The organism is Paenibacillus sp. FSL H7-0357, from assembly GCF_000758525.1.
Taxonomy (GTDB): Bacteria; Bacillota; Bacilli; order Paenibacillales; family Paenibacillaceae; genus Paenibacillus_AQ.
In genome coordinates this window covers 320,610-336,803 of record NZ_CP009241.1, presented here as the reverse complement: position 1 = coordinate 336,803, position 16,194 = coordinate 320,610, and the positions used below count along the sequence as shown (strand labels likewise).

The following is a 16,194-nucleotide window of genomic DNA, read 5'->3' as shown; positions in this document are numbered from 1 at the left end:
CAAGCATACCGGAAGAGTGTTTCCAAAGCGCCTCCGGATGTTTCCAAATTGTAAATTAAGAGACCCTCGGAAAAGACAGTTCAAATGCCGTGCCTTCCCCTTCTGTCTCCAGCAGGGTAATGGTTCCGTTCTGCTTCTCCACCAGATTGCGCACCAAGGATAGGCCCAGTCCAGTCCCGCCTGAGGCTCTGGAACGGTCACGGTTGACCGTGAAGAAGGGTTCAAAAATCTTGTCGCGGGCCTCGGGAGGAATCCCAATACCGGAATCCTTGATGGTGATCCATACCCGCTGGTCCCGGACCTCGCTATGAAGATGAACGCTCCCTTGAGGAACATTATATTTGATCGCATTGTCGAGCAGATTGATAAAGATATGCATAAAGCTCTCCTTATCAATCCAGATATGGGCGGGCTCGGCATCCAGCATAATCGTAATCCCGTAGCGCTCCGCCTTGCCGTTCATGCGTCCGCAAATATCCTCCAGGCCCTCAGCCACCTCCAGCAGTTCAGCCTGTGACTCGAAATCGTATTTCTCCAGCGCCGTCAGCTGCAGTACCTTCTCAACCATCTCATACAGCCGCCCAGTCTCTTTGGCAATATTGAGCTTGGCATCAAACAACAGCTTGGGATCATCGTCATACATATTCAGCAGGTCTACATAAGCTTTTATAGAGGTCAGCGGCGTCTTGAATTCATGGCTGATATTGCCGATATACTGCTTCTGCTGCTGCTCCAGCGCCTGCAGCTTGGTGACGGCCAGCTGCAGCTTGCGCTGCTCCTCATCCTTTGCGGCAATACTGCTCTCAATCTCGCGGCTCATAAAGTAAATGCCTTCAGCCAGCTCGCCCAGCTCATCCTTCCGCTTTACCGGTGGAGCAGAGATATATTCGGCGCGGCGGATCGACTCTGCCGCCTTCTTAAGCCGCCCGATCACCGCAGCGGCGCGGTTGAAATATAGATAGCCGACGATGAAGCTGAGCACCAGCACGGCCGCACCGATCGTCAGAAACAGGTTCTGTAAGGTTTGCTGAAAGCTTTGGGCGCTCTTCAGCGAATACTGCAGCTGCACAACTCCCATCTGCTTCTCCGGTCCTTGCACAGGAGCCAGATAAAGCAGCTTATCATCCGCTGCGTTCTGGTAGGCAATTTTATTCTGCAACGCATAGGCCAGCGCACCGGAGACATCCTGCCCTTCCGGGGCAGTCTCTCCTTGGACCGAGCTGCCAACGACCTGCCCCGCCGCATCGTAAAGTGTAACTTCCAGGCCGGTGAACCCGGCCAGCTCCACAGCCAGCGATCTGCCCCGCTGCTGCATGAATGCCTGCGGTTCGAGACGGGCACCCGTATAATACGTCTGCTTCACCCGCAGATTCACTGTTTTGACATGCTGGTCCAGGTAGTCTTCAGCCTGTAGCTGCTGATTCCTGGCTACACCCTGCAGCACAAAATAGCTCAGCACACTTACAGCCAGAATGAGCAGTACGGCCAGGAACAGGCTGAATTTCAGCTTGATGCTGATCCTCATGGGTAACTCCCGGCAGAAATGGCTTTATAGCCGACCCCATAGACGGTTTGCAGCACATTCTGGTACGGCTCACCCAGCTTTTTGCGCAGCCGCTGGATGTGGATGTCCACCGTACGTGTGCCTCCGGCATAATCCATTTCCCACACCTGTTCCAGCAGCTCTTCGCGCATATAGACACGTTGCGGGTGGGAGAGCAGGAGGAGCAGCAGATCAAATTCCTTCGGTGTCAGCTCAAGCTGCTGCCCGTCGAGCTCGGCACTGCGCCTTCCGGGGTACACGTGCAGCGCCCCATATTCGATAATCTCGGCCGGTGCCTCCCCGCCTTGTTTGTCCAGCCTGCGCAAGAGTGCCTTGACACGGGCCAGCAGCTCACGGATTTCGAACGGCTTGGTCATATAATCATCCGCGCCCAGCTCCAGGCCGACGATTTTATCAACGATATCATTTTTGACGGTCAACAGAATAATCCCGATGTCCTTCCGGTTCTCCAGCCTGCGGCATACATCGTATCCGCTCAGCTTCGGCATCATCACATCCAACACCATGGCATTCGGCCGGAAGGTCAATACCTTGCCAAGCGCCTCTTCGCCGTCAGCGGCGGTGTCCACCTCGTAACCTTCACGGCGGAGCGCATAGGCAATCGCACTTACAATGCCCGGCTCGTCATCGACAACAAGCACTTTTTTAGCCATCTTCGGTTCACCTTCCCGCTTCCGGTTTAATTATTTCTTGGCCAATTGTTCTATTTGTAGTATACCTTTGTTCGCCTGTTTGACCAAAATCCTTGCCTGCTTCCAAAAAAACGAACCCGCTTGCCAATTTAAACGTAGTATTCGTCAGGAGCCCAATTTTTAGGTTATCTTAAACCAGACTTAAGCTTAGCCTCAGCTTCACCGTTTACAATAAGCTTAAGCTAAAGTCCTAATTGCCGTAACCTACGCCCCTTGATTGATATAACATTACACTTAAAGTGAGGATGACACTGATGAATATAAAACATATGAACATGAACATTAAACGCATGAACATTAAACGGGTGATGATTGTCGGAACAATGATTGTGGCCATGTCCTTTGGAGGAACCACCTGGGGCAAGCCTGCAGCAGTAGCAGCAGCAGCCGCTCCGGTAGCAAAATGGTCCACTTCTACCAATGTGGCAGACAAGGATGAATTACTGGAGGCACTGAATCAATCCTCTGACGAGGAGTTGTACGAGGCACTCTATGACGGGAAGTCCTTACATGATATCGCTGTAGAGAACGGCGGGAATATTGACAGTGTTATTCACCTGCAGGTTGCCCAGTTAACCCAGCAGCTTGATGCCAGACTGGCAAGCGGAAGCATTACTTCGGAGCAATATACCGCTCAGAAAGCCGAACTCAGCGAGCTTGTGGCTCAAAGTGTTCTTACCTCATTCGATTAACGGGAACTACATAACAATCGCAAGTGGAAACGGATGCCGTCCTCAAAAGGACGGTATCCGTTTCAGCGAGAAATAGAAGGATAATTTATAGCGTGCAGCATATAAATTCATTATATTTGAACAAAGAAAAAGTGGCATTCCAACTTTCGTTAAGTAGGAATGCCACTTTTTATTATGCCGCTAAGGAATCTGACAGGTTATTGAATCTTTTTCGCTTCAATATCCAGAGGTACCTGCTTCTCCCGGGTAATATCCAGAATATCCAGGAAGAAGACGAAGATCGGAATGCCGAGAATAAGTCCCCATACGCCGATATAATGCTCGGAGAACAGCAGCACGATAAAGGTGTAGAACATCGGCAGGTTCATTTTGGAAGACATCAGCTTCGGGTTGAGGAAATAGCCTTCGACAAAATGCAGTACTGCAATCATCGCCAGCACATAGATCGTCATTTCCAGCCCGCCGATGCTATAGCCGATAATGCAGAGCGGAATCAGGGAGATGACAAAGCCGACAACCGGGATCAGGCTGAGCATGAAGATCATGATCGACAGCGCGAAGAGGTACGGGAAGCCAAGAATCCACAGCCCGATGACCGTGAAGAAAGTATTGAACAATGCTATCAAAATTTGGGCTTCAATGACTTTGCCGAAGGAGGAGATGAATTTTTTTCCGAAATACTCCAGCTCCACATAGAACCAGGAAATCTTGCTCTCTCTCAGGCGGGAGGTAAAACTGACAATCCGGTTCTTCTCCAGGATGAAAACAAAGCTCAGAATGGTTGACAATACGAAGGTTGTGCCCCAATTGCTGATCTTGAGCACATAATCAATGCCGCTCTTCATATAGGACTCATAGTTCAAATCCTTCAGCATGTTGAATAAATACTGCATAATCTCATTCTGCGGAATATCTTCAGAGGTTAAGGTGCTGAGAAAATTGGTTAATTGCTTAATTTGCTCAAAAACCTTGGGCAGATATTTGACGAGGGCCATCACGATCATGCTGATTAAAGCAAGATATAAGATGATAATAATAACCTTACTGTTCACCTTAACAAATCTACTGGTCCGCTTGGTCAGCAATACCTGAAAGCTGTTCATTACATAAGCAATCAAAAACGTCAGCAGCACCAAATTCAGCATGTCTCGAATACTGTACAGCAACAGTGCGATCAGCGCCAGAATCAAAAACCGCCGGGCTGTTAAATTCGCGTAGTAACGCTTGAATACTTCCATTGTTCCTCTCCATTCGCTTGCAATTAGGACTTTTATTTATAGTCTACAGTAATGAAATCACTTATAGCAACTTGGAGGGCCCCTAAAATACGCGGAAATACAAACTTTATGTCAACTTATCAGAGCCGAGCCTATATTATGCTATAATGTGGAAAATAATCGCTAAATATGCAGAATTATTTCTGCCACTGGAGGTCTTTATCTTATGGGAAAAATCATCTGTATTACCGGAGCCTCATCCGGAATTGGCCTGGCCTCGGCCTTGAAGTTCGCGCGTGAAGGCTGGATCGTCTACGCTGGTACACGAAACCCCGCACGTGATCAGGAACAGTACCGTGGAGAGAGCAATCTTCATTTTGTAGAGCTGGAGGTTACGAAGCCGGAATCGGTTCAGGCTGTGATCGAGCGGATTGATCAGGAGCAGGGCCAACTTGATGTGTTGTTTGCCAATGCGGGCTTTGGCTATCTCCGGGCGCTTGGACAAGCACCGCTGGAGGACATTCAAAAGGTGTTCGACACTAACGTATATGGCGTCATGCATACGATTCGGGCCGCGCTGCCGCTGCTGCGCCGCACCGGATATGGACACATTGTAGCCACTTCAAGCGTCGGCGGACTGGTTGGCCAGCCGATGAACGAGATCTACTGCGCCAGCAAGTTCGCGGTGGAGGGCTTGCTGGAAAGTCTGGCTACCTACTACAAGCCGCAGTTCAATATTGATGTCACGCTGCTTGAGCCGGGAGCCATCGCCACTGAATTCAACAAGACCGTGCTCGGTCATGTAGCCGACACTGGAGGAATTCTGGAGGACGAATATAAGCCGGTTCTTGATGCCTATACCGCGACATTCCTGCAGCGGAACGTGGTGCCGCAGACCGCTGCTTCTGTAGCGGACGTCATGTGGGACCTGGTGCATATGGAAACTAAGCCGCTGCGGATCCGCACCTCGGAACAGGCGGAGGCCTTCGTCTCCCGCAAGATAAGCACAGACCCTACCGGACTCGAAGGTGTGCTCAACACCCGCAAGATCCAGCTTAATCTATAACGGCTTGAAAGAGGAGCTGGCTCTAAACTGCGTTTCCGGTCTTCAAGTCTCACCGGCAGTTTCGGCCAGCTCCTTCTCTATCAGCTCCCTGTTGCTCCGGTGGAATTTGGCCATATTACGCGGGAACGCACAGCCGTCGATCAGGCGTTCGATGTCTTCCTGCTTGCCTTCAGCTATAGCTGTCCGCAGATTATCAATATAAGCGAGACCTGCGGCTTTGCGCCGCGAGATTTCGGGCAGACTGTCGGCCACTTCTCCATGTCCGGGAACCAGCAGCGTGATGGCATGATTGGCAAGGATCAGTTCCAGTTTGCCCAGCGTCTGCTCGTAGGAACGGCTGTTGTCATAAATATAGGGGAACTCCACGTCCGACAAATAGTCTCCGGCAATGAACAGTCCGAGCGGTTCAACCAAGGTAAACAGTCCATCATCCGTATGCCCCGGCGCAACATAGCCGGTCAGCACCATATCTCCGAATACTAGCCTTTGCCCATCCTGTTCTATGATATGATCCACTGCCGGATAATTTGTCTCGTAAGGCCTTCTCAGATAGTAATTGTCATCAAAGGTCCGGAGATCCTCGATAATCGCCTTCCGCTCTTCTTCGCTTTTGCCGGCAAATGCTCTGCTGGCGATAACTTCGGCCTCCTTGAAAGCCCCATACCCGATAATATGATCATAATCAGAGTGCGTGAATAACAGCAGCAGCCGTCTGCCGGCAAGGATATTCTCTACATACAGCCGGATTTCCTCCACTTCACGCGGCAGCCAGCATGGATCCACCACCAGCACACATTCTACAGTCTCCACTACAAGCGAATTGGTCTCATAGAGATCACTCTGAAATAGTGTAACCCCTGCGCTTTTCGATTTTAACACCGATTCCCCTCCTAGCCCGGATCAACGTTTCTATTTCACACCAGCAAAATTCTTATGTCTACCTTATAAGTTCACATATAAATACTTATATTTCAATAAAAAAAGATTGCCCCGGCAGCGCCAGGCACAATCTTCTCTGATGTCGATAGAACTTTATGAATGCCTTGTACCCCGTTTACCGCTGGATCGGCTCAATCCGGTATACTCCCGCCTCAGCCTGTCCTGAAATAATATGCCATCCGAAGGAGAGCACCGCTTCCAGACGGCTTTTCTCAGCGTCCGTCAGAGCCAATTCCACCGCTTCCTTGCCTTCCTCCAGCTCAAGCTGCGCCTCTTTGCCGAGGGCTACGGCAATCCAGCTGCGGATTCCACGAATGGTATTGTACTTGATCTGGTAGCCATCCGTTACCGCGCGGCGGTACTCCTCCGGCTGCTCCGCAGCGAATGCTGCCAATTGCTGATAGTCAAAATGGAATTCACTTTCGTCCACCGGCAGTTCTCCCCCGGAGGTTATTCCGAGCAGCTGCCCGCTCTCCCACCCCAAGGACCGCAGCGATTCCAGCAGCAGCGCATCCCATTGCGATAATTTAACTTTGCCCGATGTTTCTGTCATTGTATGACCTCCCTCCAGTAATAACACCATTAACTCAGCCTATCCTTATTTCAAATCATAGCACAGCTGGCCTTTATTCCGCGAAGTCGTAGGCCACAAAGTGGCCTGGGCTCACTTCCTGCAGCTTGACGGCTTCGCCCTCGCCGCGCGAGACAGAGAAGCCGTCGAGATGAATTCTCTGATTCACCTTCATTGGGTCTGTCTCCAGAATGGAAGACAGCAACGCTTTGGTATACGGATGAATTGGGTTGTCGTACAGCTCATCGCTCTCCGCAACCTCGACAAGGCGTCCGCCGTACATGACGCCGATCCGGTCGGAAATATGCCGGACCATCGACAGATCATGGGCGATGAAGAGATACGTCAGTCCGAATTCGGACTGTAAATCCTCCAGCATATTGACGACTTGAGCTTGGACGGAGACGTCGAGCGCCGAAATCGGCTCGTCACAGACGACAAATTCAGGCCGCACGGAAAGCGCTCTGGCGATGGATATCCGCTGGCGCTGGCCGCCGCTGAACTCATGAGGGAAGCGGTACAGATGCTCTCTCTTGAGTCCTACCTTCTCCAGCAGCGAAGCCACCGCTTCTTTGCGTTCTTCACCCTGGTGCACGCCATGGATTTTCATCGGCTCGCTGATCAGCTCCAGCACATTCAGACTGGGATTCAGCGAGGAATACGGATCCTGAAAGATCGACTGAATCCGTCTGCGGAAAGGCTTCAGCTGCTTCTCGCTAAGAGAGCCGAGCGACTGGCCGTCAAATGACACCTCGCCGCCTGTATAATCGTATAGCCGGAGCAGGCAGCGTCCTACTGTCGACTTTCCGCTGCCCGATTCTCCGACCAATCCGAAGGTTTCCCCCCGGCGGATTTGGAAGCTGACGCCGTCGACTGCTTTCAGCACGGCGGTGTCGCGTCCGCGCATATCTTTGCCTTTGGAGAAATGCTTCTTGAGATTGTTCACATCCACCAGCACATCGTTTTTACTCACAGGGCTTCCCCTCCTTCCGCACGAACTGCAGCAGCTTCCGGCGCGCCTTCAGCCAGCCAGCACATTGAGCGGTGGCCCGGAGACAGCTCGGTTACCGGAGGCCGCTCGCTGCAGCGGGCAAAGGCATGCGGGCAGCGTTCCATGAACGGGCAGCCCGGCGGCGGATCCAGCAGATCCGGCGGCGTGCCTTCAATCGGAATAAGCCGCTCGCGCGAGCCGCCGCCACGTTTCGGAATCGAGCGCAGCAGGCCTTGGGTATAGGGATGCTGGGGGCGGTAGAAGATATCCTGAACCGTCCCCTCCTCCATAATAAGCCCGCCGTACATCACGATAACCCGGGTGCAGACCTGCGCCACCACACCGAGATCATGGGTGATTAGCGCGACAGCGGTCTCCGATCTTCCCTTCAGCTCTTTAAACAGGTCAAGAATCTGCGCCTGGATCGTTGCATCCAGCGCGGTTGTCGGCTCGTCGGCAATCAGCAGCTCCGGCTGGCAGGAGAGCGCCATGGCGATCATCACCCGCTGCCGCATTCCTCCGCTGAACTCATGCGGATACTGCTTCAGCCGCTGCTCCGGATCACGGATGCCCACTTGGCGCAGCATGTCCGCCGCTTCGGCATAAGCCGCTTCTTTATTCAATCCGCGGTGTCTGCGGATGACTTCCGTTAATTGCTGCCCGATTCGCTTAACCGGATTCAGCGAGGTCATCGGGTCCTGAAAGACCATGGCGATCCGGTTGCCGCGCAGCTTGCGCCACTGCTTCTCCGAGAGCCCGTTCAAACTCTCGCCGCGGAACTCAATATTTCCGGCGGTGATGCGGCCCGGAGGCGTAATCAGGGACATAATCGCCTTGGCCGTGACACTTTTACCACTCCCGGATTCCCCGACGATTCCCACAGTTTCACCGGCATCTATATGAAAGCTGACTCCCCGGACCGCCTGATTCTCCCCATCGCGGGTAGAGAACGATACTTGCAAATCCTCAACAGACAGCAGCCTCTGCGTCATGATGTCTTCACTCTCCTATCTCCGGATCAGCTTCGGTTCAAAGCCAACCCGCAAAATATCACCCAGCACATTAAAGCTCAGTACGGTTAACAAAATCATCAGCCCGGGAAACAGCGCCAAGTAAGGCGCCTGGGCAATATAGCCCTGCGCGCTGTTCAGCATGCTGCCCCAGGTGGCATTCGGCGGCTGTACGCCGAAGCCGAGAAAGCTAAGCGAGGATTCCATCATAATGGCCGAAGCAATGTTGTTCGTTGCCCCTACAATAATGACCGGCACCAGACCGGGAAGAATATGCCGCCAGATAATGCCTGTGGCGCTTTGTCCCGACGCCTTGGCGTACAGCACATATTCGCGTTCCTTGATCGTCATCGCCTCCGCACGGATAACCCGGGCTACATTCATCCACATCAGGAGCGCAATAATGATGATAATGTTGCTGACGCTTGGTTTCAGAAACACGCTGAGCAGCAGCAGAATCAGGAAGGAAGGAATCGACATGATAACGTCCAGCATACGCATCAGGAGATTATCCAGCCAGCCGCCGAAATAGCCGCTGATTACGCCCACTGTTACCCCAATGACGGTTGCCACAACCATCGAGGCGAAGCCAACCAGCAGGGACACGCGGCCGCCGTACAACGCTCTGGCCAGATAATCCCGTCCATAGTCATCCGTTCCAAACCAATGGGCGGCCCCCGGCGGAGTTAGTCTCGCCATCGCATCCATTGCATTGGGATCATAGCCGGACAGGAAGGCGAAAATGGCTCCAAGGGTAAATACAATCAATATTACGAGAGCGGCGACACCCAGACCGTTCGTAAACAGCTCTGATTTTAGATTTTTCCATTTACTGCGATTCATGAGGTCACCCCTTTAATTTAATTCTCGGATCAACGAAGCTATAGAGAATATCTGCCACCAGATTGCCGATAATCAGCATCAGGGAAGAGAATAGCGTGATCCCCATAATGACCGGGTAATCCATTCCCTTGACTGCCGTCATTCCCAGCGACCCGATGCCCGGCCAGGAAAATACCGTCTCCGTCACGATCGCCCCTGCCACCAGATCGCCCATGGACATGCCGAGCAGCGTAATTACAGGCAGCAGTACATGCTTCATAACATGACGAAACAGTATCGTCGACTTCTTCGAGCCAAAAGCATACTGAATCTGCACATATTCCTCTTTAAGCTGTCCGATGGTGCTGGAGCGGATGTAGCGCACGTATGTGGCGAGAAAACCAAAAGCCAGAACAGAGCAAGGCAAAATCCCGTGCTTCAGCACATCAACTGCCGATTCCACGCCAATCGTACGCATCCCCATACTCGGCAGCAGATGCAGTTTAATGGCAAATAAGTACATTAGCAAAATGGCCAGCCAGAATAATGGCACCGAAATCCCGATGTAGGAGATAAAATTAATCAGCTTGTCGGCCCAGCGGTTGCGGTTCGCACCGGCAATCAGGCCAAGGGGAATCGCCAGCAGTACCGCAAGCAGGATCGCACTGCCCATGAGTCCGGCTGTCGCCGGCAAACGGTCCAGTATTTGATCCAATACCGGCTGATGGTTGACCAGGGAATACCCGAAGTCGCCCTGGGCGATTTCTTTGATCCAGATAAAATATTGAATATACGCCGGCTTATCCAGCCCCAGGTTATGGCGGATGCGCTCGATATCATCGGCATGCATATTCGGTGTTACAAAGGACAGCACCGGATCTCCCGGAGCCAGCTTGATCATCGTAAAGCAGACAACCGACACGAAAAACAACATCGGGATCGTTTGCAGCAGTCTACGAAGAATGAGTTGTCTCATACGCATATTCTCCCAGCTCTTGATCAGCAAAAAATAAGCTGGATGTCCAGCTTATTTTTTGCCGTACTTATTTTTCGCTGCGCTTTATTTCAAATAGATTTTGGACAAATCTTCGAAAATAACGACAGGCTTCAGAACAGCTTCTTCAATTCCGCCATAGGTGTTGGACACGGCTACGACAGTTTTAGTATAAGCGATTGGGTAGATCGGTGCATCTTCAGCAACAATTTGCTGTGCTTTCTTGTAGATCTCGCCGCGTTTGGCTGTATCAGCCTCGCCGGCTCCATCCTTCAGCAACTGGTCAACCTCTGGATTCGCATAATGCGAATAGTTGGAGGAAGCGCCCGAAGTGAACAGGATGCGGTAAGCATCGGGATCATATCCCATGATATATCCGGTCAATGCCAGCTCGTAGTCCTTAGCCTTCAGGTCAATAAACTTCTGCACCCAGGCTGAGGAATCCATATTCTGCAGTTCAACCTCTACGCCGACCGCTTTAAGCTTCTGCTGTACATACAGGGAGATGGCTTCCTGTGTTTTGTTTCCGCTTTGCACAATATATCTCAGCTTGAGGTTGCTGACCCCAGCCGCTTTCAGCAGTTCCTTTGCTTTGGCGACATCATTGTCATACGTAGTCACGTCATTGGTGAAGTATAGCGCGTCCGGAGTCAGGAATGACTTCGCCGGATCGGCATATTCACTGGAAGTGTATGCCGTTTGAATCAGTTCATCACGGCTGAGCGCCAGGGACAAAGCTTGACGTACTTCTTTTTTAGCCAGAACACCTGTGTCGCTGTTGGCGTTGAACATCAGATAAGCCAGGCGGCCTTCACTGTAAGGCAGGATCTGAAAATTATTTGTAGCCTGGATAGTCGCTACATCCTTTGGATCCAGGTACTGCACGTTGATCTCGCCATTCTGCAGGGCAAGGTTGGCAGCGTTGGTATCCTTGGCAATCCGGTAAGTTACAGAATCCAGGTGCGGCTTGCCGCCGAAGTAGTTATCGAATCTTTCCAGTGTAAGATACTCACCGGCTTTATATTCTTTGAACTTGAATGGGCCCGAACCTACAGGAGAGGCATTTTTGGTGCTTTTCTCCAGATCAGTTTCGTTCTCAAAGATATGCTTTGGAATCGGGAATACCTGCACCAGCGCAGCTTCGAAAGCCGGGCTGACTTGCGGCAGCTGGAATTCTACAGTCACATCATCCACTTTCACCGCTTTGACCGGCTTGTCGCCGATGACAAAGCTGGCTCTGAGGAAGCTATTCTGTGCCTCATCCAAAATGCTGTCAATCGTAAACACTACGTCGTCCGCTGTCAGCTTCTCTCCGTCATGCCAGGTGAGTCCGCTTTTCAGCTTCAGTGTATAAGTAAGATTATCGGCCGAAGGCGTAAGGCTGTCCGCCAGATAAAATGTTTTCTCTCCGTTATTAACCTGGAACAACGGGGCATACAGCGCCTGGTCAATCGTCAGGCTGACCCGGTCACCTGCATAGTTCGGATTAAGCACTACCGGATCGGAAGCCACCCCGATAATCAAGTTCCCGCCGTCTTTGGGTTCACCTGCCGCAGGCTGCTGCGAGGCGTCCGGTGACTGGCTTGCATTTGTTGATGCTGCGTTATTCCCCCCGGAGCACGCACTGATCATAACCGTTAACAATATTAGAACAATAACCCCTGATAATCCTCTACGCATTATGTTTCTCCTCCATGTCTATGAGCAACTTCACTACTTCTGATAAGAATTATATATCGGAATACTCGGGATTACAATGGATGCAAATTCACAATAATGGGAGTTCGAGGGAATCGCCTGTAAAGACGGGTAGGGCATCTAACGATTCCACACCTTAACCTCTGACATGACATCCCCGCGCTTCAAGGCGTCCACATGCTCCATTCCTGCCGTGACTCTTCCGAACACCGTATGCCAGGGATCCAAATAATCAAACGTATCATAGCAGATAAAAAACTGGCAGCTGCCGGTATTAGGCCCGAAATGAGCCATCGACAAGGCGCCACGCACATGCTTATGGGGATTATTCTGCGTTTCACAGGGGATTTTATCGGTGCCTCCACGCCCCGTGCCTTCGGGACACCCGCCTTGAGCTACGAACCCGCGGACTACACGCTGAAAAGTCAGGCCGTTATAAAAGCCGCTGTTCGCCAGCTTTTCAAAATTGGCTACGGTACCCGGGGCTTCCTGCTCATGAAGCTCAAGCTCAATAACCTGTCCTTGCTCCAGTCTGATGGATGCCTGCTTCATGATCTCCCCTCCGGCTCTTCATTTCTATAAGGGCCGCCAATATGGGCAACCGTCTTGGCAGCTTCCTCCGGCGCATAGATCTCCTGTACATCCTCGTCCCGCAGCGGACGGTAGTTCCCCTCCGCATCATGCCAGAACACCTCGGCACGCGGATTCATTGCCAGCAGCAGATTGATCAGCTGTTGTACTTTCAGCGGTGATTTATCCATAGCGATAGTGCCACTCCTCCCGTCAGCCTGCCGACTGCCCGTTGCAGTCTTTAAGCGGTATTGTACAACAGGCCGTCTCCAGACACCAATCCATAAATTCCCACCCCCTTTAAAAAATAAGGGTTAGTCTAGTACCTCTCTAAATATATTGAATACATATAACCTATATCATCTATTTGTAAATCCAAGGGGATGTTCTATTAATGATGACCCTGTACTGGAATGGAAAGCTATGAGCGGACCCCAGACACGCGTACTGCTCGGCAGCCCGATCCACCAAAAACCGCTGATCCTGCACCAATTTCTAAAATCACTGCTGCGCCTGCGGCTTGACGGTGTTGAGCTGGATTTTTATTTCATTGATGACAATGAGGATGAAGCGTCCAGTTCGCTGCTGCAGGAATTCTCCAAAAGCGCCAATAATGTATTCCTGCAGTCCTCCGGCTTCCGCGATACCTATGTCCGGGATGACCATACCCATTTCTGGAATTCGGGCCTGGTCTGGAAGGTGGCTGGCTTCAAGAACCTGATGATCCGGCGGGCTGAAGCCTTCGGCTATGATTATCTGTTCCTGATCGATTCGGATTTGATCTTACATCCGGACACGTTACTCCACCTGATCCAGACGCAAAAAGATATTATCTCGGAGGTCTTCTGGACACAGTGGCAGCCGAACACGATGCTGCAGCCGCAGGTCTGGATGCATGACGAGTACAACCAGTGGGAGGCACTTCCGGGGGAGAAGCTTACCCACGAGGAGATCAACCACAGATTTCACGCCTTTCTGGCCAAGCTGCAGCAGCCGGGAATCTATGAGGTTGGCGGACTTGGCGCCTGCACGCTGATCAGCCGCCGGGCTATCGAGTCCGGGGTAAGCTATGATGTGATCCGGAATATCTCCTACTGGGGCGAAGACCGCCATTTCTGCATCCGTGCCGCCGCTCTGGGCATTCCGCTATATGTCGACACCCATTATCCTGCGCTGCATCTCTACAGGGACAGCGACCTTAGTAAGGTGGATGATTATATCCGGCTGACGTCACCCGCTCCGGAAGCAGCTGTGGACGGGACGGATGACGGGGCAGATGCAGCGGATACGGCGGGAACGATGGGAGGCGCACATGAAATAAAAGCTGCCGCTGCACCGGGAGGCGTACAAGAAGCGGAGGCGGTTCCGGGAGTCGTAGAAGAAACGGAGGCGGAGGCTGGCCAAGCTGCAAAGACCGCAGACCCGGAAGCTGAATCCGGGGAAACGTCGGTTCAACAGGATTCGCAGCCGCATTCTGCTCCGTGGACAGCGGCTGAGGCGAAGGTACGCCTGAGCAAAGACCTGCCGGCACTGCCGGGAGATGAACCCGCTGAGGCAGAGGATCGTGCCGCCAATGCCGTCCCGTCGGCGTCTGCTGCCACTGCTTCCCCGGCTGTCAGACGACCAAAGCTGACCTTGACGATGGTCGTCAAGAATGAGAGCCAGCGCTTCCTGCAGCAGATTCTGCAAGAACATCGCAAGTATATCGACGAAGCCGTCATTATTGACGATGGCAGCACGGATAACACGGCCGATATTTGCCGGGAAGCCCTTCAGGGCATTCCACTCCGTCTTATACACAACACCGTCTCCAAGTTCAGCAATGAGGCGGAGCTGCGCAAGCAGCAGTGGGATGAGGTTGTTAAGAGTGGGCCGGAATGGATCCTAAGCCTGGATGCGGATGAGATTTTTGAAGAAAGGTTTGCCGGGGACATCGAGGCCCTGCTGCGGGAGGATGCTTGCGACCTGTTCTGCTTCCGGCTCTATGATTTCTGGGATGATCATCATTACCGTGAAGACAGGTATTGGCGTTCCCACCACAGCTATCGTCCGTTTCTGCTCCGCTACCGCGAGGGTTTCCCCTATATCTGGAATGAATCGCCGCAGCATTGCGGACGGCTGCCGGAGAATATTTTTGAGCTGCCCCATCAATTAAGCAATTTGCGGCTTAAGCATCTCGGCTGGTCCCGGCCAGAATTCCGGCTGGATAAATATTTGCGCTATATGCTGCTTGATCCGGATGGAATATACGGTTGGAAAGAGCAATATGCCTCCATCCTTGAGCAGCACCCCAATTTGGTTCCTTGGATAGAGTGAGTGGTAGTATACTGGACCCTATGCGGTTTTTCATGCAAATTTTACTGCACGCATCAACTAAACGAAACTGTATTCTGCAGCTGCTGACCGTGTTCGCCGGCTTTCTGATCTTCGGCTGGATGGCCGTTTCGGGCACGATGATGAATCTGTCCCATTTCTTCTACGGCCTCAGCTCGACAGTAGCACCGCTGATTACTCTACCGCCATTTAAAGAAACGCGGTCAACTGCTCTAGGGCGCTGTTGCCCTCAGTTTTCTTGAGTAAAGAGCATTTTTAGTTAAAAGCTGCACCACTAGCCTATACACTTCCAATAGCACAAAAGAGCGTCCCTCAGCCATACATAGCTGGTGGACGCTCTTTTTGTGCCGGACTTGGACGATTTGATGCAGCAGATAGCAACAGCTACCCTTAATCTGTTCCAGTTACTCTGCTTCACCAAGTGCAATATATGGATGCCTGCCGTAAGCAGATTGATTGCGGAATTGCGGAATTGTGAAGTACAGAATTTCAATTCCAGATCTATAGCTGTATTTCGTGCAACTATTCCCAGCCAAAAAGGCCAGAAGCGGCTTATAGTTGCAGTTCCTGCAATTAAAAAACCGTCACAAGGCTGAATGGGCGGGAAATCAAAAAAATAGCTGCACGAAATACAATTAAACCTCCACCGCATGGATAACGGGTCCATTTAGTTGTACGAAGTGCAGCTATCTGCTGATCACATCGGAAGAACTGCCTTGGCGGCCAATTCCAGCCAAGGCAGGGCATCGCATAGTCTGAACTGAGCGGTGCACGATGTGGAACGCAAAGTACCAGCGCCCTGCTTCGCAGCACAGAGTACGCACCAGCAGTGTTTCGCAGCGCGGAGTTCGGCACCAGCAGTGTTTCGCAGCACAGAGTGCGCACCAGTAGTGTTTCGCAGCGCGGAGTACGCACCCAGTAGTGTTTCGCAGCGCAGAGTGCGCACCAGTAGTGTTAGGCAGCGCAGAACGCCTCGTATCGCGAGTTTCTTCTTGGCGCGGAACACAGCGCACCACAAGCTGCTTCGCAGCTCA

At 52.0% G+C, this 16,194-nt stretch carries 15 protein-coding genes; 3 read left to right on the top strand and 12 right to left on the bottom strand.

What is annotated here, in order from left to right; genetic code table 11:
- Positions 1-55 precede the first annotated feature (55 nt).
- On the bottom strand, positions 56-1,525 hold the full coding sequence (locus H70357_RS01515; protein ID WP_038584961.1) for a sensor histidine kinase: 1,470 nt from the start codon (positions 1,523-1,525) through the stop codon (positions 56-58).
- Positions 1,522-2,217, bottom strand: a complete 696-nt coding sequence (locus H70357_RS01510) for a response regulator transcription factor (protein WP_038584958.1) — start codon at positions 2,215-2,217, stop codon at positions 1,522-1,524. The genes H70357_RS01515 and H70357_RS01510 overlap by 4 nt, the downstream gene beginning before the upstream one ends.
- Before the next feature lie 293 nt (positions 2,218-2,510).
- On the opposite strand from H70357_RS01510, the gene H70357_RS01505 reads away from it, so the two are divergent.
- Entirely contained in the window at positions 2,511-2,948 is a 438-nt protein-coding gene (locus tag H70357_RS01505) for a hypothetical protein (protein ID WP_231578361.1), read from the top strand.
- 197 nt (positions 2,949-3,145) lie between these two features.
- Here the strand turns inward: H70357_RS01505 and H70357_RS01500 are convergent, their stop codons facing one another.
- Positions 3,146-4,186: an AI-2E family transporter gene (locus tag H70357_RS01500; RefSeq protein ID WP_038584955.1), complete on the bottom strand. Its 1,041-nt coding sequence runs from the start codon at positions 4,184-4,186 to the stop codon at positions 3,146-3,148.
- A gap of 205 nt (positions 4,187-4,391) precedes the next feature.
- Here H70357_RS01500 and H70357_RS01495 point away from each other — a divergent pair, with 205 nt between their 5' ends.
- Complete coding sequence (locus tag H70357_RS01495) at positions 4,392-5,231, top strand: SDR family oxidoreductase (RefSeq protein ID WP_038584953.1); 840 nt, start codon at positions 4,392-4,394, stop codon at positions 5,229-5,231.
- Positions 5,232-5,273: 42 nt separating this feature from the next.
- On the opposite strand, the gene H70357_RS01490 is transcribed toward H70357_RS01495, so the two are convergent.
- The 9 genes from H70357_RS01490 to H70357_RS01450 all read right to left on the bottom strand — a co-directional run bounded on the left by H70357_RS01490 (position 5,274) and on the right by H70357_RS01450 (position 13,017).
- Positions 5,274-6,110: an MBL fold metallo-hydrolase gene (locus H70357_RS01490; protein WP_038584950.1), complete on the bottom strand. Its 837-nt coding sequence runs from the start codon at positions 6,108-6,110 to the stop codon at positions 5,274-5,276.
- 175 nt (positions 6,111-6,285) lie between these two features.
- Positions 6,286-6,723 (bottom strand): hypothetical protein, encoded by a 438-nt coding sequence (locus H70357_RS01485; protein ID WP_038584947.1) that lies wholly within the window; start codon positions 6,721-6,723, stop codon positions 6,286-6,288.
- A 73-nt stretch (positions 6,724-6,796) separates the two neighbouring features.
- Positions 6,797-7,714 (bottom strand): ABC transporter ATP-binding protein, encoded by a 918-nt coding sequence (locus H70357_RS01480; protein WP_038584944.1) that lies wholly within the window; start codon positions 7,712-7,714, stop codon positions 6,797-6,799.
- Positions 7,711-8,724: an ABC transporter ATP-binding protein gene (locus H70357_RS01475; RefSeq protein WP_038584941.1), complete on the bottom strand. Its 1,014-nt coding sequence runs from the start codon at positions 8,722-8,724 to the stop codon at positions 7,711-7,713. The genes H70357_RS01480 and H70357_RS01475 overlap by 4 nt, the downstream gene beginning before the upstream one ends.
- Before the next feature lie 15 nt (positions 8,725-8,739).
- Positions 8,740-9,585, bottom strand: a complete 846-nt coding sequence (locus H70357_RS01470; RefSeq protein WP_038584939.1) for an ABC transporter permease — start codon at positions 9,583-9,585, stop codon at positions 8,740-8,742.
- Positions 9,586-9,589: 4 nt separating this feature from the next.
- Complete coding sequence (locus H70357_RS01465) at positions 9,590-10,540, bottom strand: ABC transporter permease (RefSeq protein WP_038584936.1); 951 nt, start codon at positions 10,538-10,540, stop codon at positions 9,590-9,592.
- An 84-nt stretch (positions 10,541-10,624) separates the two neighbouring features.
- On the bottom strand, positions 10,625-12,238 hold the full coding sequence (locus H70357_RS01460; RefSeq protein ID WP_038584934.1) for an ABC transporter substrate-binding protein: 1,614 nt from the start codon (positions 12,236-12,238) through the stop codon (positions 10,625-10,627).
- 138 nt (positions 12,239-12,376) lie between these two features.
- Positions 12,377-12,808, bottom strand: a complete 432-nt coding sequence (locus H70357_RS01455; RefSeq protein WP_038584931.1) for a peptidylprolyl isomerase — start codon at positions 12,806-12,808, stop codon at positions 12,377-12,379.
- Positions 12,805-13,017, bottom strand: a complete 213-nt coding sequence (locus tag H70357_RS01450) for a hypothetical protein (RefSeq protein ID WP_038584928.1) — start codon at positions 13,015-13,017, stop codon at positions 12,805-12,807. Before H70357_RS01450 ends, H70357_RS01455 begins: the two co-directional genes overlap by 4 nt.
- 232 nt (positions 13,018-13,249) lie before the next feature.
- On the opposite strand from H70357_RS01450, the gene H70357_RS36450 reads away from it, so the two are divergent.
- Positions 13,250-15,142: a glycosyltransferase family 2 protein gene (locus H70357_RS36450; RefSeq protein WP_038584924.1), complete on the top strand. Its 1,893-nt coding sequence runs from the start codon at positions 13,250-13,252 to the stop codon at positions 15,140-15,142.
- Positions 15,143-16,194 lie beyond the last annotated feature (1,052 nt).

What these genes read in the sequence shown, in the direction of transcription:
- H70357_RS01515 (WP_038584961.1), bottom strand. Translation starts at nt 1,525, where the DNA reads ATGAGGATCAGCATCAAGCTGAAATTCAGCCTGTTCCTGGCCGTACTG.
- H70357_RS01510 (WP_038584958.1), bottom strand. Translation starts at nt 2,217, where the DNA reads ATGGCTAAAAAAGTGCTTGTTGTCGATGACGAGCCGGGCATTGTAAGT.
- H70357_RS01505 (WP_231578361.1), top strand. Translation starts at nt 2,511, where the DNA reads ATGAATATAAAACATATGAACATGAACATTAAACGCATGAACATTAAA.
- H70357_RS01500 (WP_038584955.1), bottom strand. Translation starts at nt 4,186, where the DNA reads ATGGAAGTATTCAAGCGTTACTACGCGAATTTAACAGCCCGGCGGTTT.
- H70357_RS01495 (WP_038584953.1), top strand. Translation starts at nt 4,392, where the DNA reads ATGGGAAAAATCATCTGTATTACCGGAGCCTCATCCGGAATTGGCCTG.
- H70357_RS01485 (WP_038584947.1), bottom strand. Translation starts at nt 6,723, where the DNA reads ATGACAGAAACATCGGGCAAAGTTAAATTATCGCAATGGGATGCGCTG.
- H70357_RS01475 (WP_038584941.1), bottom strand. Translation starts at nt 8,724, where the DNA reads ATGACGCAGAGGCTGCTGTCTGTTGAGGATTTGCAAGTATCGTTCTCT.
- H70357_RS01470 (WP_038584939.1), bottom strand. Translation starts at nt 9,585, where the DNA reads ATGAATCGCAGTAAATGGAAAAATCTAAAATCAGAGCTGTTTACGAAC.
- H70357_RS01465 (WP_038584936.1), bottom strand. Translation starts at nt 10,540, where the DNA reads ATGAGACAACTCATTCTTCGTAGACTGCTGCAAACGATCCCGATGTTG.
- H70357_RS01460 (WP_038584934.1), bottom strand. Translation starts at nt 12,238, where the DNA reads ATGCGTAGAGGATTATCAGGGGTTATTGTTCTAATATTGTTAACGGTT.
- H70357_RS01455 (WP_038584931.1), bottom strand. Translation starts at nt 12,808, where the DNA reads ATGAAGCAGGCATCCATCAGACTGGAGCAAGGACAGGTTATTGAGCTT.
- H70357_RS01450 (WP_038584928.1), bottom strand. Translation starts at nt 13,017, where the DNA reads ATGGATAAATCACCGCTGAAAGTACAACAGCTGATCAATCTGCTGCTG.
- H70357_RS36450 (WP_038584924.1), top strand. Translation starts at nt 13,250, where the DNA reads ATGAGCGGACCCCAGACACGCGTACTGCTCGGCAGCCCGATCCACCAA.